Here is a 23,299-nt window from a genome sequence, read left to right on the forward strand (position 1 = left end):
AATTATGTGGAGCGCCCAATTATGCGGAGTCCGCAGCGGCAGTTGCTTGCCGCCTGCGGCGTTTGAGACGCGATCACTCGACATAATTTGCCGATCGACTGATGGACCTCAGCATGTTCAGCAGCTTGTCGGGAGCACGGAAGCGACCCGGCTTGAGCGACGGCGGCGCCATCGCGGCAAGCGCCTCGAGCTTCTCGGTCGGATCGGCCCGCAGATAGATCTCCGTGCTTTGCAGGCTGGCGTGACCGAGCCAGAGTGACACTTTGCGCACATCGCGGGTCGCCTGGAGGGTGTGCATAGCGCAGGTGTGGCGCAAAACGTGCGGAGTGACGCGCTTATCGGCGACGGACGGTTGCTTCAGCGCCGCGGTCGCCACGTGCTTGGCGAGGATATATTCGAATCCGGAGCGGGTCATCGCGCGTCCTGTGGCGTTGAGGAAGAGCTCGGCATCGCCGCTGTCCGGGCGGACCGCCAGCCAAGCCTTCAACGCCGCCGCGGTCTCTTTCCACAAGGGCAGCACACGCTCGCGGCGTCCTTTGCCCATGACGTGGATGCTGGCGACCGTCTGGCGGTCGATCTGGCAGATGCGGAGGCTGACGAGCTCGGAGACTCGCAGCCCGGCGGCAAAGGCCAGATGCAGCATCGCCCGATCGCGGATGCCGGAGACCTGACGCGGGTCCGGCGCATCGAGCAGGACCTGCATCTCGGCGCGGGTGAGATGGCTGACAAGCGCCTCATCGACCTTCTTGATGGGGATCGCCTGGACCCGGCGCGCCTGATCCAGACAGGACGGGAGCCGGTACTCGAGGAAGCGGAAGAAGGCTTTGATGGCGGCCAGACGGGCGTTGCGGGTGCGCGCCGAGTTGCCGCGTTCGTCCTCGATGTGCTCCAGGAAGGCGAGGAGGAGCGGCGGATCGAGTTGCTCGATCTCGATGCCGGATGGGGTGGTCCCCAGTCGGGCAGCCGCGAAGCACAGCAACAGCTAAAAGCTGTAGGCATAAGCCGCGCAGGTATGCGGGCTTGCTCGCCGCTCGTGCGGCAGGTGCTCTCGTAGAAAGGCGGCGAGATGCGGAGCCAGCGCGGTCATGCGACGGCTCCTTGGTGCAAGGCCTCGCCGGCTGCCGCGATCTGCGCCATCAGGATCGGCGTTGCCTGCAGATACCAGTAGGTGTCGGTAACGTGGGCATGGCCGAGATAGGTGCTGAGGGCGACGATATGGCGGCCGACTGCATCGCGATCGTGCCCGCACTGCTCCAGGGAGCGCACGGCGAAGGTGTGCCGCAGATCGTGAATGCGGGGTCCCGGTTGGCCGGGGCCTCCTCGCAGGCCGATCGTTCGCGCGAGGCGAAGAAAGATGGCGATCACGGTGTAGTAGGACGGCGGCGCGCCTGTGGTGGACACGAACAGCGCGCTGTTCAAGGTCCCCACCCGGCGACGCGTCATCAGGTACCGGTCCAAGGCGTCCCATGTCGTGAGGTGGAGCGGCAGCAGTCGGCTCTTCTGGAACTTGGTTTGTCGGATGACCAGACCATCGGCGGTCAGGTCATCGAGGCGCAACGCGAGAGCCTCGGAAATGCGCATTCCAGTGGCGGCCAGCAGGCCGAACAGGGTCTGGTACATCAGCGGTCTGATCGAGTCCGACGGCTTGAGGCAGGCGGCTGCCTGCATCAGCACAGCGATCTCATCTGCCGTGTAGATGTGCGGAATCCGCCGCTCGAACAGGCCGCGGCCCAAGGCGTCGGCGACCGGAATCTCGTTCCGCCGATCCTCGGCCGACAGTGCCAGCGCAAAGCGGCGGACCGTCAGCTGCCGATTGCGGCGCTGCTGTGGCGAGGGCGCGAGCGTCGCCCATTCAAGCACACGCGCAGTTTGAATATGCCGATCGCCGAGCCTCTCGGCAAAGGCAACGAAGCTCTTCAACAGCGTGTGCTGGACGCGGAACTTGAAGCCCAGCTTATGCTGCAGTTCCCCATAGCGTGCGAGGTTCTGGCTCAGCATGACGCACTCCCCGGCCAGGGCTGGGCGATCCGAAGCAACATGTCGATGTCGACCTTCGCGTAATGGGCGGTCGTGTCGACCGACCGATGGCGAAGCACGGTTCCGATGGTGTCCAGCGTGGCGCCGGCCCGCAGCATGCTGGTCGCTGCCGCGTGCCGGAGAAGATTGGCGCCTCGGGAAGGAGCATCGTCGATGCCCGCTCTCGCAAGCGCGAGGCTGACGATGCTCGAGACGCTTGAGCCGGCCAGCGGCCGATACGGCGCAACGGTTCGCAGAAAAATCTGCTCACAGGTGGCAGGTGGTCGCGCACCCGGCGACAATATCGTGGGCCATCCATCTTCGATTTTTTCCCGTCGGACTCTATTACGAATCCGGCGTGACCGTGACGCCGGCTGTGTCCGCCCACGAAACCGCGACATTGTCACCCTCAGTGGCAGTTGCGCCTGGTGTTCTCACAGACTGGGTGACCGACAGTTCGCCGAGTTCGGTGGCAACGGTGAAAAGGATGTCGGAGCCGTGATAGTTTCGCGCCACCACACGTCCAGGGACCGAATTGTGATCGGCGGCCGTGCCAAGCGACAGTGCGTTGGGTCGGAATGCAAGCGTTATATCGCGCCCAACCTCAGTGTGCTCATCGCTATCCAGAGCGTGAACGATGCACAAGCCGCCAATCTTGCCCTTGACCAGACCGTCACGAACTGCTTCGACGCGAATGCGGATAATGTTCCGGGCGCCCATAAATCGCGCGACGAATTCCGACACCGGCCGGCTATAGAGGCTCTCTGGCGTCGCTACCTGAAGCACCTTGCCACCGTTCAACACAGCGATGCGGTCCGAAAGGGACAGTGCCTCTTGCTGATCGTGCGTCACGCAGATGAAAGTCATGCCGGTTTCATGGTGCAGGGCCCTCAGCTCCACTTGCAGGGCTTCGCGCAGACCCGCGTCCAGCGCGGACAATGGTTCGTCGAGTAGAACAAGATCAGGGGAAAAGACGATGGCGCGAGCGAGTGCAACGCGCTGCTGTTGTCCGCCGGACAACATACGTGGCATCCGGTCGCCAAATTCTGTCATGCGGACAAGCGCCAAAGCGTCGGCGATTTTCCGATCGCGCTCCTGCCGCGCTACGCCCCGGCGACGCAGAGCGAAGCCGATGTTTTCCGCGACCGTTAGATGGGGGAATAGAGCGTAGCCTTGAAAGACCATGCCGAAGTTGCGTTTTTCCGGTGCAAGGTCGGTGATGTCGCGCCCGTCAACCGAAAGCGTACCCGTGTCAGGGCGCTCGAATCCTGCGATGATTTTTAGAAGGGTAGTCTTGCCGCAGCCCGATGGACCCAGGAGGGTCAGGAACTCGCCAGGCCGGATCTCAAGCTCCTGAAGCCGAACCGCGGTGATCGCACCGAAATTTTTGGTCACATTGTCGAGACGGACGCCTGCCGGCTGATTGCCTGCAGCCATCGAAAAAGGTTTCTGCATGAGGCCTTGCCAATGGTGTTTGTTGGTCATACAACAATTTATTGACAGCTGGACCATTGTCAACAAAGGAACTGCATGGGTATTGCGCTCGCCGACGCCCCGACAGTTGTATCTCGCCGGCGCTTATGGTCGGCGATAGGCGGTTGGCGCGAATCCGCCATCATTTCGCTTCCTGCGGTAGTGATCGTCGTCGTCCTATTCCTACTTCCGTTGAGCTTGGTGTTCTGGCTCAGCGTGAGCGAACCAGAACTCGGCTTTCAGAACTACCGCATGCTGCTGAGCAGCGATGCAATCCAGTCGATCCTCTCACGCACGGTTCGACTATCAGTTTTGACAACAGCCCTTTCTATCGTCGGCGGCTATCTAGTCGCATGGGTTCTGGTGCATTGCTCAGCGCGCCAACGCAAAATGATGCTCTTTTTCATCCTCGTATCGTTCTGGGTCTCAGCCTTGGCTCGAGCTTTTGCCTGGATAATGCTTATGGGCAACAACGGTCCGATCAATTCGACGTTGATGGCATTGGGGCTGACGGATGTCCCTATCAGCTTTCTCTATTCTGAAACCGGTGTAACAATCGGCATGGTTCACTACATGCTGCCCTACGCCATCCTGCCGCTCTTTGCCGCAATGAAAGACATCGAGCCGCAACTGACGCTTGCAGGCCGCGGTCTGGGCGCTGGGCCATTCTCGACCTTCGTCCATGTGTTTCTTCCGCTCACTGTTCCTGCCACACTCGCGACAGCCACTCTGGTTTTCGTATACAGCCTTGGCTTCTACGTCACGCCGGCGATCATCGGGGGCGGGCGCGTCGTCATGGTCTCGCAATATATTAGCGTCTCGGTGCTTGAGACACTGCAATGGGGCGTGGCCAGCATGCTGTCGATTACGCTGCTGGTTTCGGTCCTGCTTATTGCGATTGCTGGCCAATATACCAAGAGAAAGCTCCTGCCGTGACCACATCCATTTCTTCGTGGAGATTCTGGTCGCTTTCGTTCTGCGCCTGGATCCTTGTGGGCTTTCTGTTCCTTCCGCTCGTCATTCTAGTGCCAGCGTCGCTAACCGATCAGACCTATTTGTCGCTCCCTCAGGAGCACATTTCATTCCAGCACTACAAGGCTGTCTACACCAATAGCAGATGGTTGTCGGCCATCGGCCAGACTTTCGTGATCGCCTTCTGCTCCGCTGTTCTTGCGACCGTTATCGGCGGGCTTGCCGCTATCGCCTGCTGGCGTCACCCTCGCAGCGTCTGGAGCTGGATCGTGGGCGGCTTGACTCTATGCCCACTAATGATCCCGCCTGTGGTCAGCGCAGTCGGCTTCTACCGGGTCTGGGCAGATCTCGGGTGGCTGGACAGTTACATCGGAGTAATTTTTGCCTTTACGATCAAAACCCTACCCTACACCTTCACGCCTATCGCAGCATCGCTTTCGCTTTTCGACAACCGGCTTGAACAGGCGGCTCGCAACCTCGGTTCGAACCAGATGAGTGCCATCTGGCATGTAGTAGTTCCCGCTGCTCGCCCTGGAATTATTTCCGGCCTGCTATTCGCGTTTGTCTATGTGTGGGACGAGATCGTCATCCTATTGTTCATCACCAATCGCCAGATCCGGCTGCTTTCGCGGCTGATCTGGGAGGGGCTCCGCGACAACGTCCACCCATCGATTGCAGTGGTCTCAGCATCGCTGACGCTGCTTACGATTGTCGTGGTCCTGATCGTACTTCAGATTCAAAAAGGCAGATCTGCCTGAACCCCATCAAGGTCCATCAAGAGGCCGAACACCAGCGCAACCGAAATGTGACAAATGGGAGTTTACCGAATGTCCAACAAAGAACTACTCATCAATCGTCGGCACGTGCTCCTCGGCGCGGCGGCGGCCAATACGCTGTCACTGCTCCCCCGCGGGGCAGCTGCGGCAAGCGGCGAGCTAGTGATCGCCAACTGGGGCGGAATTGGCACGGAAGCGATCGAAGTTGCTGTCAGCGGCCCTTACAAAGCGCTGACCGGCACAAGCGTCGTTGTCGACCCTTCCGGCCCCACCGCAGGTAAAATCCGCGCCATGGTCGAAGCTGGCCAGGTGTCGTGGGATGTCTGCGATGCAACGTCGGCGGCATGCCTTGAGCTCGGTCGAGCCGGGCTGCTCGAGGAAATCGACTACGACATTGTGCCCAAATCGCTGACGTTGCCAGAATTTGCCTTGCCTCATGGTGTCGGAAGCTACGCCTACAGCAACGTCATCGTCTATGACAACGCTGCATTTCCCGATGAAAAGCCCGTCAACTGGGCGGATTTCTGGAACGTCGAAAAATTTCCCGGACGCCGACTGCTGCGTGGCGATGTAACTGCGATGTTGGAAGGGGCGCTTCTCGCCGATGGCGTGACACCTGAGAACCTCTATCCCCTTGATGTCGATCGTGGTCTGAGGAAGATCGCCGAGATCAAGTCACATTGCCTGTTCTGGGGATCGGCCGCAGAATCCATCCAAATGCTACGCTCCGGCGAGGCCGTAATGGCCAATACGTGGAACTCGCGCGCCGCTGATCTCGTAACGACGAGCGGCGGCCGCTACAGTATGTCCTGGGATCAGGCCATCCTTCAGCCGGCAATCTGGGTCATTCCGAAGAACAACCCGGGCGGCCGCGAAGCTGCCATGGATCTGATCAAATTCCTTCAGGCGCCCGAGCCTGCGATCGAGTATGCTAAACATACCTTCGTCGGTCCCCTCAACCCGGAAGCTGCCGCAGCACTCCCGGAAGATCTGCGTCCGTTGGTGCCCACAGCGCCGGAGAACATGGACAAGCAGATCCCGATGGATGTTAATTGGTACGCGGAAAACTACTCAACCGTGCTTCCGCGCTACATGGACCTCATCGCATCATAAAGCGAGGTGCTACGGGCTGCCGATGTCGGCAGCCCGTTACATCGGCAACGCTGTAGCAAGACTCAGACCCTGAACATGTTGTTCAAAGCTCGCAGCTTTTTTAGCGAATCGAGATTAGCCGTTTTACTAAGCAGATTGCTGAGACAATGTGTCCGATTTTCATACAAAATCCGTTGCAGCACCGCACCAGTCCCTGATCCTTGAGAAGCGCTGCTCGGTACCTCCGGAATTTGCCGCCGAGTGCACGAACCAACTTGAGAACGTCAAATCGCTTGGCTGATCGAACTGAGATCGATCTCGGAAAGCAAGACGCTTTGCAAGAAATAGCTGAACGTCCAACAAAACTGTTGACTTGCCAGTATGCCACTGGGAATATGGGCGACATTTGATACTCGCCCGAAGAGGTGTTCCGTGCGTTTCAAAATTCTAGCGATTCCGTTTGCCCGCCAGTATGGGGAGAACATTCAGCTTGCGGGTAGGGATCCGGAGCGGTTCCAGGTCATGATGCATAAGCTCCGCGATCAAATGGTGCTCGCAGAGGAGCTCGGTTACGAGGGCTTTTGCCTCACCGAGCATCATATGCAGGTGGAAGGGATCGAGTGTACCACGAACCCGCTGTTCTGGAACATGTACATTGCGCAGCATACGAAGAACTTCTTGGTCGGGCAGCTGGGCATGAATTTGACGGCCATGAATCCGATCGTTCTCGCCGAGAACATCGCAATGCTGGACCATATGACAGGCGGCCGTGTGTTCGCAGGATTTTCGAGAGGCAACACACCCCGGTGGACAGCGACGATGGGCCAGCATCTGGGTCTGACGTCGGCCGAATCTGATAAATCCGAAGCTGATCAACGAAATCGCCGTGCACTCTACGAGAACTGGAGATTGGTGAAGTCGTTGTGGACTGACGATCTTACGTCGATCAAGGGCGAATTCTGGAACATGCCACAGGAAGTGGAGTGGACATTTAATCCCACGCGCGATTGGGGCGGTGAGGGTGCAGTCGACGCCAACAATATTCTGAAAAGAGGCGGTATCGTTCCACGCCCGCTCCAGACGCCACATCCGCCCGTATATGCACCTTTCAGTTACTCCATGGAAACGGCACGTTTCTGGGCTGCCGAGGGGGCGAAGATGGTATCATTCGTCACTGCGGACAAAGAAGAATTTATGCCGCTCATACTTGAGAACTGCCTTGAGGCGGCCCGTGAAGCAGGACGGACGGCAGTCACCAACAACGACGTGCTTGCGTTGGGAGCCCACCTTCTGATGGGCAAAACACCAGAGAAGGCGTCGCGGTATCAATCAATGTTCCAAGAAATCTGGTCCTATGCCTACGACGCGCCTCCCTATCATGTACCGATGGGACGAATTTTCGGCGGGTCTCGTCAGGAAACGTTGGACAGCGTGATGGAGCTGGCGGAACGTTACAAGATCGATGAAATCTTCCTATGGCACCATGTCGGCTTCTTTGGTGACGATCTGGAACAGGAAGCGTTGATTGAGTTCTCCGAAGGCGTCATCCGCAGGGTCAACAATTAGTAGATGAGCATCTGAAATGTCTGAGATGACACTAGGCAAGCTGGTGGAAAACGCAGCGCGCAGCCGGGGGAGCAGCGACGCATATGTTGAGTTAAGCAGACGTAGAACCTGGAACGAAATTCATCAACGCACAGATGCCCTTGGTTGGGCGCTGAAGGGGCTAGGAATTCGCTCGGGCGATCGTGTGGGCGTGATCTCGAAAGATGCTATCGAGGTCGCTGAAACGATTATCTCTTGTGCGAAGATCGGAGCTATTAGAGTCGGGTTGAATTACCGACTTGCTGGCCCTGAGCTCGCTGCGCTCGTCGCCGACGCGGGTATCGACGTTCTCTTCATACAGGCTTCGCTGGTTGAGACGATTATACCAGCACTCGAAAAGGTATCCCGCCCAGTCAAATTGGTCGGGATGAATGGCGATCACACATTGGATCAAGGCTACGAAGCGCTGGTACAGCAGGGGGAGAGCAAGGGCCCACTGCCACAAACACCGCATTCGAATCTGATGATCTGCTATACGACGGGCTCAACAGGGCTGCCAAAAGGCGCCATCTATCCGCACATCAAGATGATGGAGTCGATGGCGGCCATCGCTCTCTGCGAGGGAGCTATTCCTGACGACGTTTGGTTCCATGCCATGCCGGCGTCAGGCATTCCGATCATGCATATGCTCCGAAACGTGTTTCACGGCTCCAAGTGCGCCATCCTGGGGGATTGGAATGCCGAGCGCGCATTGAAACTCATCGAACAGGAGCGGTGCTCAATCACCGTGCTCGTTCCGACGATGCTGACGGACCTCCTCTCTTCAGGTCTGATTCCCAATTTCAACTGCAGCTCGATTCGCCAACTTGGATATGGTTCCGCGCCATTGCCGCCATCTACCGTCCGTGAAGCGATGAAGGCGTTCGGATGCAGGTTCCTGCAAATGTATGGCACCACCGAGTTGATGGGCATGGCGATGATGATGACCGCTTCAGAGCATGAAGCCGGTCTCACGAGTGGTCACAAGTGTCTGGAGTCGGCAGGGAGACCACTCTTCTACGTGGACGTCAAAATCGTCGACGAAGAGGGCAATGACGTTCCGAATGGCGCAGAGGGCGAGCTCCTCATCAAAACGGAGTATGTCATCCCTGCTTACTGGAACCAGAACCTGAACTACGCGGAAACAGTTAGGGACGGCTGGCTCCACACCGGGGATATCGCCGTTCGGGACGATGATGGCTTCATCTACATGAAGGACCGAGCCAAGTTCCGCATCAAGTCCGGTGGGTACAATATATTCCCGACTGAGATTGAAAACTGCATTGCCGAGCATCCTGCGGTCTCCGAGGTAGCTGTTTTTGGTGTGCCGGACCCGAAATGGGGCGACCGTATCGTTGCAGTCATTTCACTATCGCCCGGTGGCGCAACCGATTCCGATGAGATCCGCGAGTATTGCCGCGGGAAGATCGCGAACTTCAAAATTCCCAAGCAGGTTCATATCTGGGACAAGCTTCCCAAGGGGCCGACGGGGAAAATCCAGAAGCGAGAGATCATCGATCGATGTGTCGCCGCTGAATCTCCTGTCGAAGTGGCAGCCCCATGACCTCGACCGAGGGCAAGCCAGGCCCGACCGCGGCATTTCATTTAGCTTTGAACGAGGGGCGATTTCTGTTGCAGCGGAGCAGATCGAGCGGCGCCTATTGCTTTCCGCCTCGAGTGAGAGCGCCGGGCACCGGAAATGATGATCTGGAGTGGGAAGAAGCGTCAGGCTATGGCGAAATCTACGCGTTTACCATCGTAAGCCGCAAGCCAGAACGAGGAGGGGACTACAACATCAGCCTCGTACAGCTGGAAGAGGGTCCACGCGTCATGACACGAGTGGTTGGAGCGGACCCTTCGCGCCTACACATTGGCATGAAGGTGAGAGCTCGGATCGAAATCCCTGACTTTGGTCCCCTAAAGGGAGGCACTCAGGCGGCCGTATTGTTCGAACCCGTATCCGCGGCTACCAAGTCATGACAATCGCGAAGAACGTCGCAATCACGGGCATCGGCACTTTTGGCCTTGGAAGCGCGCCAGGCTGGAACCCACCGGAGTTGATGCAAGCCGCAGCGCTGAGGGCCGTGGATGATGCGGGCCTGAAATTGAGCGATGTCGATGGCATTTGCGCCTCGACCTTCTATCATTTTTTCCCGACGCTTACTGCAGCCGAGCAACTTGGCATCAAGCCTCGGTGGAGCAACGCGGATATGGTCGGTGGTTCGTCCTTTATGAACCACGTGATCCATGCCGCCGCTGCTATTGGTGCCGGTCTCTGTAATCATGTGCTAATCCTCTACGGTTCCGACGCTCGATCGAGCCGCAATCTCAATGGTCTTGCTGAAACACCGCTGACAGAATCGCCGTTTGAGCCTCTCGTCCCCCTCAGCGGGTACGCTTTGGCAGCGTCAAGATACATGCACGAGTTCAACCTCTCGCGAGAGGATCTTGGGCGCGTTCATATCGCCGCCCGCCAGTGGGCGGCTCTAAATCCCGAAGCCGAACTGCGGGCTCCGTTGTCAATGGAGGAGTATCTGGCAAGCAGAATGATCGCGACACCATTCTGTAAGTTCGATTGCTGTCTTGTGAGCGATGGGGGCGCAGCTCTTGTTCTATCGCGCGCCGAACTCGCAGGAAATATGCGTCGCAAGCCAATCTATCTGCTCGGAGCTGGTGCCGCGCATTGGCATCGAGAAATTACGCAGATGCCAGATTTGACAACTACGGCCGCTACGGAATCTTCCAGCCGTGCATATGAAATGGCAGGTCTGGGCCCTGAAGACATTGATGTTGTCCAGCTCTATGACGCCTTCACGCTGAACGTTCTGCTGTTCTTGGAAGATCTGGGCTTCTGTTCCAAAGGCGGCGCCGCGCAACTGGTCGCGGACGGAGTTATCTCTCCAGGCGGCAAGCTTCCCGTAAACACGAATGGTGGCGGACTCTGTTTTACGCATCCGGGCATGTACGGATTGCTGTGCATCATCGAGGCGGTCGTTCAGCTCCGTGGCGACGCGGGCGCCAGGCAAATCGAAAACGCCAAAACGGCGATTGCCCATGGCAATGGTGGGACGCTGTCTCATCAGGCTACACTGATCCTCGGCTCATGATCATGACGCCCCTCTGCGCTCCATCCCCCAGGAAACTCAAAATGATAGGTCAACAGCGTTGTCTGTCGGAAGATTGGGGATTTCCGTCCAGTAAGCAGGGGACTGCTCCGGCAGTGCTATCATTCGGACAGGAGACGTCCGAATGAGTTGCGTCACAACCAGCCGGACACGATACAGTCTAGACGAGGCAATCAGTCCGACCGAAGAAATCCTGCGAGATATCCACGATGGGCGCATGGTCATTATGGTGGATAGCGCGGATCGCGAAAATGAAGGCGATCTGATCATCTCAGCATCAGCTGCCACCTCGGAAGCCATTAACTTTATGGCACGCTATGGCCGGGGCCTGATCTGCATGGCGATAAATGCGGATCGTGCGGACCGTTTCGGACTAGCTCCGATGATCTCGAATAATACGGATCCTCGGAAAACGGCGTTCACCGTTTCTGTGGATGCAAAGCGTGGAGTATCGACAGGGATTTCAGCCGCGGACCGTGCAGCGACCGCAGGTGTACTTTGTTCTCCGACGACGACTGTCGAGGATGTGGTTATGCCGGGACACCTTTTCCCGTTGGTGGCGCGGCCGGGAGGCGTTCTGGAGCGCGCCGGCCACACAGAAGCAGCGGTAGATCTGTCTTCGCTTTCTGGACGCATCGATGCTGGCATCATCTGTGAGATCATGCGTGATGATGGGGAAATGGCGCGGTTACCCGACCTGATAGCGTTCGGGCGCGAGCATGGTCTCCGTATCGGTACTATCGCGGATCTCGTCGAATTCCGATTGACGAGCGAGTTCCGCTCAACCCTGCTCGATCACTTTATTCATGCAAAGGGCGTCTATCACGCGGAAAAGCAGTGAGAGTGACATGGTAGCGATGACGACAAAAGAAGATATGTTCAAAACTGGGATGCAGTTGCTAGCTGCAACCGTGACACTAATCACGTCGTCAGTAGATGGACGTCGAGCAGGCATGGCGGCGACGGCTGTGTCGTCGCTGACCGTGGATCCACCGTCTTTGCTAATTTGCACGAACCGTACAAGCAGGACGTACGGAGTGATCATGGACAGCAGAAGGTTCGCAGTCAATTTGATCCCAGATACCCTGCCTGAGATTGTTGCGGCATTCGCTTCCAAAGGAGATAGCGAAGAGCAGTTTCGGGCTGCGGGAACGTGGTCGACCTCAGAAAGCGGCATGCCCATCCTTGGAGAAGCGGTCGCCGCATTCAGCTGCAAAGTAGACAATTGGGCCAATACGAAAACCCATGCGGTGTTTTTCGGAATGGTCGAGGAGGTGTGGTTGCGCCCAGAGGCATCACCTCTGATCTATGCCCGCAAATCCCTACATCGCGTCGAACCCCTTCACGCGGCCTAACAAGCAGACGATGGAGCGCTAAATGAAAGACTTTGAGCGGATCGAAACCCTCATGGATGAATACTTCCGAGTCCTGCACGAGGGTGATGTCGATGCGACGAAGGCAATGTTCATGCCGAACTGTCACCTCTTTGCTCCACAATCAGATGGATCGGTCACGGTTCTTGACCTGGAAGCGTATGTGAAGCTTGTCGCGTCGAGGAAGTCACCTAAAGATGCAGGATATCCGCGCTATGGGCGCGTCGTTTCTATCGACCAATCGAGCGACAACACTGCGTTCGTCAAAGTCGAATGTGCAGTTCAGCCCCGCTATTTCGTTGATTACTTGACACTGGTCAAAGAGAACGATCGCTGGCGGATCGCTGCGAAGATTTACTGCGTGACGAAGGTCCAGGAATGACGTTTCTTTCGTAGTCGTCTAGAGCGGTCAACCAGGATGTCGAGCACGTCGTCGGTGCAACAAACGATCGAGATGTTCAAACGTGGAGATCTCTCTCCGGTCGAGGTCGTTCGCGATAGCCTTGATCGAATCGATGAGATCAATCCCGTCATCAATGCGATATACGAAGTTGATCGTGAAGGAGCGCTTCTTGCTGCAGCAGCGTCGGAGCGCCGATGGAGAGCGGGCGCTCCAATTGGACCGCTCGACGGTATCCCGATCACCGTAAAGGACGCGCTTGCGACCAAGGGTATGGTAACATACCGAGGATCAGCTGCCGACCCGGGCCATGTGGCAGAAGCCGATCACCCGACCGTTTCGAGGGTGCGCGAAGCTGGGTCGATTGTCGTCGGAAAGAGCACTATGTGCGACTACGGCATTCTCGCCTCAGGCGTCAGCTCACGCTTCGGTGTCACTCGCAATCCCCGCAATCCAAAGTGGAACACCGGCGCGTCGTCTTCGGGCGCAGCGGCCTCCGTCGCCGCCGGCATAGAGCCTGTTACGATAGGGACTGATATTGTTGGATCGATACGGATCCCTGCCTCCTACTGCGGGTTGGTCGGGCTCAAACCTTCTCAAGGAAGGGTACCGTACTACTTTCCAAATCATCCCGCTCTCGTCGCTGGTCCGATCGCTCGCAACGTGGTCGACGCGGCTCACCTGCTCAATGTGCTTGCCCGGCCAGACAGGAGCGATTTTTCTGCCCTGCCGCCAGCCCACGTAGATTTCACCAAGGAATTGGAAGAGTTTGATCCTGCGACCCTTCGAATTCTAGTCATCAACGATTTGGGTCTGGGCGCGAAAACCTCGCCCGCGGTAAAGTCGGCATTGGTAAAGGCTGAAGGCTTCTTCCGTGCAGCGGGCGCAAGCGTCGAGCGCACAGCAGCCCCTCCGTTTGATGCGCAGGATATGGCCGACATCGAACTACATTACATGGTGAGATGTGTAGCCGAACTCCTCAAGGTCCCTGAGGAGCAACAAAAACTATCGCCCTTCATCTATTCCTGGACCAAGCCCGGGCGTGAATATTCTGCAGTTCAGTATCAGGAGAGCTGGAACGCCATTCAGCGATTGCGTGATCGCGCGTACAAACTCGCTGGGGAGGCAGATTTCATCATCTTGCCTAGTACAGCCGACACAGCTTTTGCAGCTGAGCGATTTGCTCCGGAAGGGCAAAGTCCATTCTCGCTGTGGTCCACCACATGCCTATTCAACTTTACCGAACAACCCGCGATTTCGTTGCCATTGGGAGCCGATACAGAGGGTAAACCGATTGGCGTTCAAATCGTGGGAAAGCGATTTGATGACCTTGGGATTTTGAAGGCTGCATACTTCCTAGAAAAGAAGTCCTTCGCTCCTTCGCCCCATATAGAATAGGTTCCGCCGACGAATGCCGTCGGATCAACCCGTGTTCACATACTAACGCGTCACAGCGAATTTCGTGTGTAGTCTATGCGCGCGAAATGGAGCACTAATTAGTAGCGGGAAGCGTTTCCGCTGGATTGCGGCCTACAAGTAGGCGCGCCGACGCAGTGATAAAAACCTTGATCTATACCATTGCGGGCATTCAACAATACAGCGCTGAAATTCGCAGGAGATCCTTGGCAGCAGGTGCGGCCATAGATGCTTTAATCAAGTGCCAACAATTACGCGTAAGAACCCACCCGTCAATAGGGAATATAGATCCGTTCCCATTCGCATCAATGAGACAGACGGCACTACGACGTAGAGACCTAGAATTACATCGAGCACTTCCTCTTTAGTGAACGAGTTGCCAATGGAAGCTATCCACGAGATGACGATCGCTCAGCTATCGTTCAACTTGAAGTCGAAAGAAATCTCTCCACGGGACGTGCTGCAAAGCTTTATGTCTCGCGCAAAGAAATATGACAGAGTACTGAATGTTTACGCTGAGCTCCTTGAAGAAAGTGCCGTTGGTGAAGCCCTGCAAGCAGAGAGAGAAATCACCGCGGGCCAATGGCGCGGTCCGCTCCATGGAGTGCCGATAGGTCTTAAAGATGTGTTCGACGTAAAGGGCTTCCGAACCGCGGGCAATTGCCGTGCTTTTTCGGACCATATTGCCATGTCTGATTCTGACGTAACTGCGGCGTTGCGAAAAGCTGGCACGATAATCATCGGCAAGGCGACCACAATGGAACTTGCGCTCGGCGATGTGCATGATGTGCTCCACCCACCTGTTCGGAACCCATGGGACATCACGCGAGACCCTGGAGCATCTTCGAGCGGTCCCGCGGCGGGGGTTGCCGCCTGCTTCTTTCCAGGCGCTGTTGGCACCGACACAGGAAGCTCTATCCGGCAACCAGCAGCCTTGTGTGGAGTTGCCGGTTTCAAGCCTACTTATGAAGCAGTAAGCAGGCGAGGCACTCTCCCAATCTCATTCACGATGGATCATTGCGGCCCGTTGGCTTGGTCAAGCGAAGACTGCCGTTTGCTTCTCGATGCGATCGCGAGTGACGCGCGCATAAAGAGGAAGGTCGCTCTGACGAACGGGACAAAGCTGAACGGTGTCCGCATTGGGCTAGTGCGCAATTTCTACGATGAAGACCTCCTACCCGACGACGAGGTGCGAGCTTGTTTTGATGCCGGTGTGAAAGTCTTCCGTAGCCTCGGTGCGAAAATAGCGGAGATCCGCCTACCCTCGCTTCAAGAATTTCTACATTTGGCCAATCTCATCTGGCGGCCGGAAGCACTCGCCTTCTATCGCCAGCGTTTGTGTGAGGATCCACAGAGGTTCAGCGCACTCGTTACAGCGCGTTTAGAGGGCGGCGACGAGGTTTCCGCACACGACTACATCAATGCGCTCAGACGGCGGGCAAAGCTGATTCATGACGTTGAGATCATTATGCGCGACGTCGATATTCTACTAACCCCATCTTGTCCGAGTGACGCCCCAATCTTGGAACGAGACGCCACGCTCGCTTTTTCAGTCAATTATCAGCGGCCTTTCAACATTACTGGCCAGCCAGCTTTGTCGGTGTTTAGCGGCTTCTCGAGGGCAGGTCTGCCGTTGGCAATCCAGATCGTTGGCCGGTGCTACGAGGACGACCTGGTCTTGCGTGTCGGTGAAGCCTTTGAGAAGGCAACCTCCGCCCGCCGCCATCGACCCGTACTTGAAAGCTTGCTGAAGTCCGAGCAGTCCATTGGAAAAATGAGCTCGCCCGTGCCAATCACAGACGACTCGCGAGCCAGATTTGCCAAAAGCAACGACGACGCGACGAACTTCATTCGCGCCGAAAGAATGGAACTGTCGATTGAACCGGTTGTTCTGTAAACAAGAAACGCTTAACAGAACCTGCGATCATGCCCGCCTTGCTACTGGCAATGGGTCACATTGCTCCTTGGCATGACTCACGAACTGATCCTACGAGATAACGAGCGTTTGAGTAGGAACTTTACGCGCAGGAGCAGTGCACGGCATCGCCACACATAGGAATGGCGTTCGGCGGACGTGGAGGCATTACTGCCGCGTGTGGTGCTCGCGCGTTGACCGTCGGAATCGTCATTGTCCAAGTAAAGCACCCAAAGAGGCTCCATGACCCACTCCAATCAAATCGTCGGTGGCTACAGTCTATAGCCATGTCGCCAGTTCGCAACGACCGTCTTTCGCGATCGAGGTACTGGCCTCTCGGTAGCGACCGGGATGTTCGGCTTGCTGTCGGTGGCTTTGAGATTGGCTCTCCCTTGAGCGAGAGCGGTTCGATCGGATCGGTTTGCTCGTAAGATTTCGCGGATCTGCGCCGAAACAGTGAGATAAACCTCGCAGGGCGTCCGCTTATTCCCGCCAGAGAAGCAATTCTTACGACCGCGCGCGCCCTCATCGAGCGAGGCTTGGCCTGAAGCACCACGCACCGAATGCGATGATCTTTTTCGCTAGCCCTACTGCGCATGCCGTCACGGGTGCGACCTTGCGCTCAAACCAACGATCCGCGCGATCGAGTTCGGCCACAAGGTCATTCTGTACGTATTGTGTTCGATTTTCTCGGTGACAGAGAGCCAACGTTTTGCGCAGGTAGGGCGTTTGACTTGCGCCTTAGCTGATATGCCGGATTCCTCGCAAATTCATGCGCGTTGAGCGAACACGCGATCCATTCTTTGAACCGACCGACGCGCTCGTCCAATGCATTCGCAGGTGTAACAAGAAAATATCCGCCCACGCGGATGTCGGTCTTGAACAGTTCGACGAGCGAACCCTGTTCGATCTCATCCGCTACCATAAGATTGCTCGTCAGGGCGACACCCTGTCCTGCGAGCGCAGCATCGAAGCCGAGATTGGCGTCCCAAAGGCGTGGTCCCTTTAGAGGATGATCGAGCGTTGCGCCTGCCCGCATGAGCCAGCTTGCCCATTGTGCATAGGATTCCTCATGGATAAGCGGCAAGCACGCCAGTTCGTCTATCGAGGCAGGCATCTCATGTCTGTCCAGCCACTTGGCGCTCACGACTGGGAACATACGGGGCTCAAGGATCGGCACGGCGCCGTCCGGAAGGTGGCCGAACTCGCCAAATCCGATCATGACGTCGGCCTCGCCGCGCGCGAAATCGGGCATCTGGTCGGTCGCCCGCAAGAGCACCTCGCCCGATGAGACCACGCTCCGTACCTCATCAAGGCGGGGAATTAGCCAGCGCGTGGCGAGGCCCGGATAGCACCAGATATGCAGTTCGTCCGCGCCAGCCTTGGCTCGGAGCTGCGCCGATATGTTCGCGATCGACTGGAAGGCGACTGAAGTGGTGGCATAGAGCGACTGGCCCTCCTGCGTCAAATCAACGCCCCGCGGACCCGCGGTCAGCAGCTTCCAGCCAATCCAGAGTTCGAGACTGCGCACGTGTCGGCTGATTACGGTGTGGCTGATGCCTATGTCGCTGGCAGCCTTGCGCATACTGCCGGTCCGCGCAGTCGCCTCGAAGGCGCGCAGCATGATCAGCGGAGGCAGCCGGCCGGAAAGGGGACGGTCGGGGTCAAAACGGACGGCGCGCGGTTTGGCGCGAGGAGTAACGTTCGTCATTTCAAGGGCAACGAGGCGGTGCATCAGATGCACCACTGTGCCATAGTTCATCTCATACCTGAAGTCACTTCTGCGGAGCTATTCGTAACGCTCGATCTCCCCCCGTCGGAATGAGCTCCGCCATGTCCAACACAGAACTGCAGCAGCGTCGTACATCTGCCGTCCCGCGGGGCATCGCGACCGCATATCCCAAATTCGTTGCTCGTGCCGAAGGTTCGGAACTCTGGGACATAGATGGCAAGCGCTACATCGACTTCGCAGGTGGTATCGCTGTGCTCAATACTGGCCACCGGCACCCAAAGGTAATCGAAGCGGTCAAGAGGCAGCTCGACGCCTATACGCATACGTCCTTCCAGATCCTGCCCTATGAGCCCTATGTCGAGGTTTGCGAGCGCCTAGTCGCTCTCGCACCCTTCAAGGACGCGAAGGCGATTTTGTTCTCGACCGGCGCAGAGGCAGTCGAGAACGCGATCAAGATCGCCCGCGCAGCGACCGGACGCGCCGGCATCATCGCCTTCACCGGTGGCTTCCACGGCCGGACGACCCTGACGATGGCGCTCACGGGTAAGGTGGCGCCCTACAAGACCCAGTTCGGCATCGGCCTGCCCAATGTATTTCATCTGCCCTTTCCCGTGCCGCAGCACGGCACCACCGTCGCCGATTCTCTAAAGGCATTAGACTTTGTGTTTCGAGCTGACATCGGACCCGAGAACGTGGCAGCAATCATCATCGAGCCGGTGCAGGGCGAAGGCGGATTTCATCCCGCCCCGCAGGAATTGCTCGAACGGCTGCGCACCATCTGCGACGAGCACGGCATCGTACTTGTTGCCGATGAGATCCAGACCGGATTCGCCCGCACCGGCAAGATGTTCGGTATCGAGCATTCGGGCATCGAGCCGGACCTTCTTACAGTGGCGAAGTCGCTTGCGGGTGGCTTTCCGCTCTCCGGCGTAATCGGGCGCGCAAGCATCATGGACGCCGCTGAGCCAGGCGGGCTCGGCGGCACCTATGCGGGAAACCCCGTCGCTTGCGCAGCCGCACTCGCTGTGCTGGACGTAATCGCCGAGGAGCGATTGGTAGATCGCGCCAATGCCATTGGGCAGCAGATGAGAACGAGAATCGAAAAGATTGCCAAGCGCAATGATACTGTCCCCATCACTGCGATCCGCGGTCCTGGCGCCATGATCGCGTTCGACATCGTTGCCACCGTCGGAAGCGACGCGCCGGACGCTGCGGCAACCAGGCGCGTAACCCAGGCCGCACTCGAGGGGGGACTAATCCTCCTGTCCTGCGGCGTCCACAGCAACACGATTCGCCTGCTCAACCCCCTCACCATCAGCGACCAACTTCTCGATGAAGGGCTCGATCTGCTCGAGGAAGCTCTGAAATCTGCGCTCGAGGAAGGAGCCTAACACATGCGTCCGCTTGACGATTCGACGCTGCTCAAGCAGCAAGCCTTCATCAATGGTACCTTTGTCGGCGTGCCGGTGCTCGCCGTGACCAATCCGTCGACCGGAGAAGAACTCGCTTCTGTACCCAACTTCGGTGCGCAGGAAGCAGAAGCAGCTGTCGCCGCCGCAGCCGATGCCTTCCACCCCTGGGCCGCGCTGACGGCCAAGCACCGCAGCGGCGTCCTGCAGCGTTGGTTTGACCTGATCGTCAACAACCGCACGGATCTGGCAACAATCCTCACCAGCGAGCAAGGGAAGCCCTTCGCCGAAGCGCTCGGAGAGATCGACTACGCTGCATCTTACGTGCAATTCTATGCCGAGGAGGCCAAGCGCGTCGCCGGCGAGGTACTGCCCTCGCATCGAAGCGATGCACGAACGGTGGTGTTGCGCCAGCCGATCGGCGTCGTTGCAGCGATCACGCCCTGGAATTTCCCGGCGGCAATGATTACCCGCAAGATCGCACCAGCGCTAGCTGCCGGATGTACGGTCGTTGTAAAACCCGCGCCCGAGACACCGCTGACAGCGCTCGCGCTTGCCGCGTTGGCGCAACGCGCCGGTTTCCCAGCCGGGAGCTTGAACGTGGTGACGGGAGACGCCATCGCCATCGGAGGGGTGCTGACCAGCCATCCCAAGGTGCGCCTGATTGGCTTCACCGGATCTACCCCTGTGGGCAAGCTTCTCATGGCACAGGCGTCGACAACGGTGAAGAAGGTGGCGCTCGAGCTCGGCGGCAATGCTCCGTTCATCGTCTTCGAGGATGCCCACCTTGATGCTGCCGTCGAGGGTGCCATCGCGTCCAAGTACCGCAACACCGGGCAGACCTGCGTTTGCACGAACCGCTTCTATGTCCAGCGTCTGGTTCACGATGCCTTCGTTGAACAACTTGCCCAGAAGGTACGTGCTCTCCCAGTTGGCGATGGTTTCGTTGACGGTGTGCTTCAAGGGCCGCTGATCACGGAGAAGGCCGTCGCCAAGGTCGAAAGCCACGTGGCCGACGCGACCGGGAAAGGCGCCGTGCTAATCACCGGCGGAAAGCGCCATGCTCTGGGCGGCACCTTCTACGAGCCAACACTGCTGACCGGCGCCACCTCGAGCATGACGATTGCGCGCGAAGAGACTTTCGGCCCGGTAGCGGCGGTGTTCGCGTTCGACACAGAGGACGAAGTGATGACTGCTGCGAACGACACCGATAGCGGTCTGGCGGCCTACTTCTACACGCGGGATGTCGGACGTGTGTTTCGCGTTCTCGAACGCCTCGAGTATGGGATGGTAGGTGTCAATACTGGCCTAATGTCGACCGAACTCGCCCCTTTCGGTGGGATCAAGGAGAGCGGCAACTCGCGCGAGGGCTCGCGTCACGGCATTCTGGAATTTACCGAGCTGAAGTATGGCTGCATTGGCGGGCTGGACACCTAGGACGAAGCCTCCCGGCAGTGCAACTTACGTGAACTGGCATCAAGGCGCGGATCACTACCTGACTACGGAATGCTCGCTAGGAGGTCCGCCTTGATGGCTTTAGCAACCGCGTGAGTGTTACACGTTGCACCAAGCTTGTGGCGGGCGCTCTCGAGATAGCAACGCACAGTGCTCACCGACAGACCCAAGATTACCGAGGTCTCCCAAGCTGTTTTCCCCTCGGCGACCCAGCGTAGGCATTCCCGTTCGCGCGGCGAAAGGGGCGTCAAGTCTATAGTGCGACCCTCGAGCCGCACGATTGTGTGGTGGAGATGGAGGGCCAGAACCTGGAAGTCGCGCATGTAGTACTGGTGAAGTTTCCGCCAGTCGCCGTCTCTGGCGTCGCTTGTGATCGAAACCAAGGCTCTCTCGCCCTGCCGACCATGCACGGGAATCGAAACGCCGTGGCGGCCGAGGCCGAACTCTCTAGATTCACCGAAAAGGCGGCTCACCTTTGCGTCGGTCCGGTCGAAGGTCCCCCAATCGATCGGTAGGAGGCGGCGCATGCCGATCTGGATGGTCGGATCGATCTCCACGAAGCGTTGGGCCTGGTAGTGCTCGACCTAATCCCGCGAGTAGGTGACAGCGAGGTAGGGTTGATTGTCCGGCCGCTCGACAATGCAGGTTCCCAGGTAGGCGATCGACTTGAGGCCGTAAGTTTTGAGCAACCGATCTAGCATCGCGGGAATCTCGGCGGTGTCCATCATCGCCTCGAGCTGCAGGAGGAGTTCTTGAAACTCTTCGTCGGTGTCGCCTCCAAATCGCATACCATGCTCCTTTCTCCGAAGGCTCCTTCCGCCCCAGAAGACCGCCAAGCGTCACCCTGGGTGGTTCTTGGAATTGCCCTGGCGACAGATCGACAGTCGTAGAAGTCGATCTACAGCCTCGCAGTTCGCATCGATGAAAAATTATCGTGACGACCGGCTAAGCACCAAGCTCCGATCGACAAGGCGGCGGGTATTGAAAGGTTGTTCCAAGTCCCAAATAAGCCTCCGTTGGAAAATCGGCGGAAGATTGTCGATCTAATCGTCAAATATCGATTACTATGCAGAGAATGCGCCCAGACTATTTTGCCAACGAAGTTAAGTGCAAACCGAGCGCAGTTCTTGCGGAAGCGTCAGCCGTCCCATGCTTTGGGATGAGGCAACTGAAGGTTCCCGCGCAAAGTCGAAGCCGCATACTCTGTCCGAGCGTACCCACGCTCCTGTAACTCAGGGATCAAGTATTTACAGAGCGCGTCGATCGATGCGGGTGCTGTCGGAGTATTGATACTGAAGCCATCGCACGCATAAGACTCGAACCATTCGATCATTGTGTCGGCGACTTGAGTAGCCGAGCCGCATACCAAATGATGACCCATTGCGCTTGAATAGACGACAAGTAAGTCTTTCACAGTCCTTCCAGGCTGAGCAGCGTACGATTTGTACGCCGCAATTCTCGGTCCTGAGGGATGCGACTCCCAATTGTCAAAGCGCTCGTCAGGAACAGCTTCGCCGAGGTCGAGATCGGAGAGCTTCACGGAATACAATCTCTCAAACCGCTCAGCCAAAAGGCTGAAGTTCATGAACTGAACAACGGATTCCATCATCTCCTTGGCTTCCGCCTCGGTCCGGCCGACATACGGGATAATTCCCGGAAGGATTTTCACGTGTGCGGGATCGCGCCCCGCCGCCTGGACTCTTGCTTTCTGTTCTCGATAATACCGTACTGCCTCATCAAGTAGAGGCTGGGTGGTATAGATGATCTCAGCAACTTCGGCACCAAGCCCGAGACCCTCAGATGATTGGCCTGCTTGAACGAGGACCGGATGCCCCTGAGGTGAGCGTGGAATGTTCACATAGCCGCGGAGCTTGAAAAACTCTCCGTCATGCTCACGAACTTTAATGAGATCTGGATCAACCCATACCCCCATTGAGCGGTCGTTGATCACAGCACGATCGCTCCATGCCGACCACAACCCCCTTACCACTTTGACGAACTCTGTCGCTCGCCGATATCTATCGGCTTTGACCGGCAGTTCTATCCCGTAGGCCTCTGCCCCGTAGGAGGATGTGACGATGTTCCAGCCAACCCGCCCGCCGCTTAGCATATCCAAGCCGGCAAGCTGTCTCGCGGTCGTGAAGGGATGACTGAACGTCGTCGAGATCGTGCCTATGAGACCGATGTTGCTGGTGGAAGCCGCCAAAGCCCCCAATGCAGAAACCGGCTCATACGGACTACCCAGGGACAGGTCGTTTTCCAACAGGAACGACGCCCCCGGGATATCAGCCAGAAAAATGGAATCGAGTTTCGAACGCTCCCATTTTTGAGCCGTATCTGCGAGAATCGCGAGAGTTGCGAGTTCTTCCGATCGGCTTCCAGGCAACCGCCAAGCATGCCAATCATAGCCAACAGGCGAAAGAAGAGCGCTAAGGACCATTTTGCCGCGTCTCGACGACATAGGCATCCCCTTCGGCATTGAGCAATGTTCAGCATGGATTTTTCCGGGTTGCTCTACCTGTACCGGTGAAATGCTCGAGCCACCGGAAGGTCAGCAGGTC

22 protein-coding genes and 1 pseudogene are annotated in these 23,299 nt (G+C 57.6%); 14 read left to right on the plus strand and 9 right to left on the minus strand.

Annotated features, from left to right (window positions below; genetic code table 11):
• Positions 1-73 precede the first annotated feature (73 nt).
• From JN280_RS08970 to JN280_RS08985, 4 genes are all read right to left on the minus strand, one after another.
• Positions 74-979 carry a tyrosine-type recombinase/integrase gene (locus tag JN280_RS08970; protein WP_446720817.1) on the minus strand — a complete coding sequence of 302 codons (906 nt, stop codon included), beginning with the start codon at positions 977-979 and terminating at the stop codon, positions 74-76.
• Positions 980-1,083: 104 nt separating this feature from the next.
• Complete coding sequence (locus tag JN280_RS08975; RefSeq protein WP_202311573.1) at positions 1,084-1,998, minus strand: tyrosine-type recombinase/integrase; 915 nt, start codon at positions 1,996-1,998, stop codon at positions 1,084-1,086.
• On the minus strand, positions 1,992-2,417 hold the full coding sequence (locus JN280_RS08980; protein ID WP_244743123.1) for a tyrosine-type recombinase/integrase: 426 nt from the start codon (positions 2,415-2,417) through the stop codon (positions 1,992-1,994). Before JN280_RS08980 ends, JN280_RS08975 begins: the two co-directional genes overlap by 7 nt.
• Complete coding sequence (locus JN280_RS08985) at positions 2,362-3,501, minus strand: ABC transporter ATP-binding protein (protein WP_202311575.1); 1,140 nt, start codon at positions 3,499-3,501, stop codon at positions 2,362-2,364. Before JN280_RS08985 ends, JN280_RS08980 begins: the two co-directional genes overlap by 56 nt.
• A gap of 45 nt (positions 3,502-3,546) precedes the next feature.
• On the opposite strand from JN280_RS08985, the gene JN280_RS08990 reads away from it, so the two are divergent.
• From JN280_RS08990 to JN280_RS09045, 12 genes are all read left to right on the plus strand, one after another.
• The gene (locus JN280_RS08990) at positions 3,547-4,425 is read left to right on the plus strand and encodes an ABC transporter permease (protein WP_202311577.1); all 879 of its coding nucleotides are present in this window, start codon (positions 3,547-3,549) and stop codon (positions 4,423-4,425) included.
• Positions 4,422-5,219 carry an ABC transporter permease gene (locus tag JN280_RS08995; protein WP_202311579.1) on the plus strand — a complete coding sequence of 266 codons (798 nt, stop codon included), beginning with the start codon at positions 4,422-4,424 and terminating at the stop codon, positions 5,217-5,219. Before JN280_RS08990 ends, JN280_RS08995 begins: the two co-directional genes overlap by 4 nt.
• A gap of 69 nt (positions 5,220-5,288) precedes the next feature.
• Positions 5,289-6,350 (plus strand): polyamine ABC transporter substrate-binding protein, encoded by a 1,062-nt coding sequence (locus JN280_RS09000; protein ID WP_202311581.1) that lies wholly within the window; start codon positions 5,289-5,291, stop codon positions 6,348-6,350.
• A gap of 411 nt (positions 6,351-6,761) precedes the next feature.
• Positions 6,762-7,895: an LLM class flavin-dependent oxidoreductase gene (locus JN280_RS09005; protein WP_202311583.1), complete on the plus strand. Its 1,134-nt coding sequence runs from the start codon at positions 6,762-6,764 to the stop codon at positions 7,893-7,895.
• A gap of 16 nt (positions 7,896-7,911) precedes the next feature.
• Entirely contained in the window at positions 7,912-9,477 is a 1,566-nt protein-coding gene (locus JN280_RS09010; RefSeq protein WP_202311585.1) for a class I adenylate-forming enzyme family protein, read from the plus strand.
• Positions 9,474-9,893, plus strand: a complete 420-nt coding sequence (locus JN280_RS40105; protein ID WP_202311587.1) for a Zn-ribbon domain-containing OB-fold protein — start codon at positions 9,474-9,476, stop codon at positions 9,891-9,893. The genes JN280_RS09010 and JN280_RS40105 overlap by 4 nt, the downstream gene beginning before the upstream one ends.
• Positions 9,890-11,020, plus strand: coding sequence for an acetyl-CoA acetyltransferase (locus JN280_RS09020; protein WP_202311589.1), 1,131 nt, complete (start codon positions 9,890-9,892; stop codon positions 11,018-11,020). Before JN280_RS40105 ends, JN280_RS09020 begins: the two co-directional genes overlap by 4 nt.
• Positions 11,021-11,162: 142 nt before the next feature.
• Entirely contained in the window at positions 11,163-11,879 is a 717-nt protein-coding gene (gene ribB, locus JN280_RS09025; protein ID WP_202311591.1) for a 3,4-dihydroxy-2-butanone-4-phosphate synthase, read from the plus strand.
• Between the two features lie 7 nt (positions 11,880-11,886).
• On the plus strand, positions 11,887-12,393 hold the full coding sequence (locus JN280_RS09030; RefSeq protein ID WP_202311592.1) for a flavin reductase family protein: 507 nt from the start codon (positions 11,887-11,889) through the stop codon (positions 12,391-12,393).
• A gap of 22 nt (positions 12,394-12,415) precedes the next feature.
• Positions 12,416-12,793 (plus strand): nuclear transport factor 2 family protein, encoded by a 378-nt coding sequence (locus JN280_RS09035; protein WP_202311593.1) that lies wholly within the window; start codon positions 12,416-12,418, stop codon positions 12,791-12,793.
• Positions 12,794-12,829: 36 nt separating this feature from the next.
• The gene (locus JN280_RS09040; protein WP_210387836.1) at positions 12,830-14,209 is read left to right on the plus strand and encodes an amidase family protein; all 1,380 of its coding nucleotides are present in this window, start codon (positions 12,830-12,832) and stop codon (positions 14,207-14,209) included.
• A 400-nt stretch (positions 14,210-14,609) separates the two neighbouring features.
• Positions 14,610-16,124: an amidase gene (locus JN280_RS09045; protein ID WP_202311595.1), complete on the plus strand. Its 1,515-nt coding sequence runs from the start codon at positions 14,610-14,612 to the stop codon at positions 16,122-16,124.
• Positions 16,125-16,803: 679 nt separating this feature from the next.
• On the opposite strand, the gene JN280_RS09050 is transcribed toward JN280_RS09045, so the two are convergent.
• A complete protein-coding gene (locus tag JN280_RS09050; RefSeq protein WP_202311596.1) occupies positions 16,804-17,904 on the minus strand; it encodes a LysR substrate-binding domain-containing protein in 1,101 nt (366 codons plus the stop codon).
• 71 nt (positions 17,905-17,975) lie between these two features.
• On the opposite strand from JN280_RS09050, the gene gabT reads away from it, so the two are divergent.
• Both gabT and JN280_RS09060 read left to right on the plus strand, forming a co-directional pair.
• Positions 17,976-19,265 (plus strand): 4-aminobutyrate--2-oxoglutarate transaminase, encoded by a 1,290-nt coding sequence (gene gabT / locus JN280_RS09055; RefSeq protein WP_202311597.1) that lies wholly within the window; start codon positions 17,976-17,978, stop codon positions 19,263-19,265.
• 3 nt (positions 19,266-19,268) lie between these two features.
• A complete protein-coding gene (locus tag JN280_RS09060) occupies positions 19,269-20,720 on the plus strand; it encodes an NAD-dependent succinate-semialdehyde dehydrogenase (RefSeq protein ID WP_202311599.1) in 1,452 nt (483 codons plus the stop codon).
• 62 nt (positions 20,721-20,782) lie between these two features.
• Here JN280_RS09060 and JN280_RS39960 read toward each other — a convergent pair whose 3' ends face one another.
• The 4 genes and pseudogenes from JN280_RS39960 to JN280_RS09075 form a co-directional block, all read right to left on the minus strand.
• A complete protein-coding gene (locus JN280_RS39960) occupies positions 20,783-21,016 on the minus strand; it encodes a helix-turn-helix domain-containing protein (RefSeq protein ID WP_274609093.1) in 234 nt (77 codons plus the stop codon).
• A gap of 15 nt (positions 21,017-21,031) precedes the next feature.
• Positions 21,032-21,310, minus strand: a pseudogene (locus JN280_RS39965) (autoinducer binding domain-containing protein); the annotation flags it as partial.
• Between the two features lie 12 nt (positions 21,311-21,322).
• Positions 21,323-21,526 (minus strand): hypothetical protein, encoded by a 204-nt coding sequence (locus JN280_RS09070; protein WP_202311603.1) that lies wholly within the window; start codon positions 21,524-21,526, stop codon positions 21,323-21,325.
• A gap of 350 nt (positions 21,527-21,876) precedes the next feature.
• Positions 21,877-23,199: an NtaA/DmoA family FMN-dependent monooxygenase gene (locus JN280_RS09075; protein WP_202311605.1), complete on the minus strand. Its 1,323-nt coding sequence runs from the start codon at positions 23,197-23,199 to the stop codon at positions 21,877-21,879.
• Positions 23,200-23,299: the final 100 nt, after the last annotated feature.

This window comes from Mesorhizobium sp. L-8-10 (assembly GCF_016756635.1).
In the GTDB taxonomy this organism is placed as follows: Bacteria; Pseudomonadota; Alphaproteobacteria; order Rhizobiales; family Rhizobiaceae.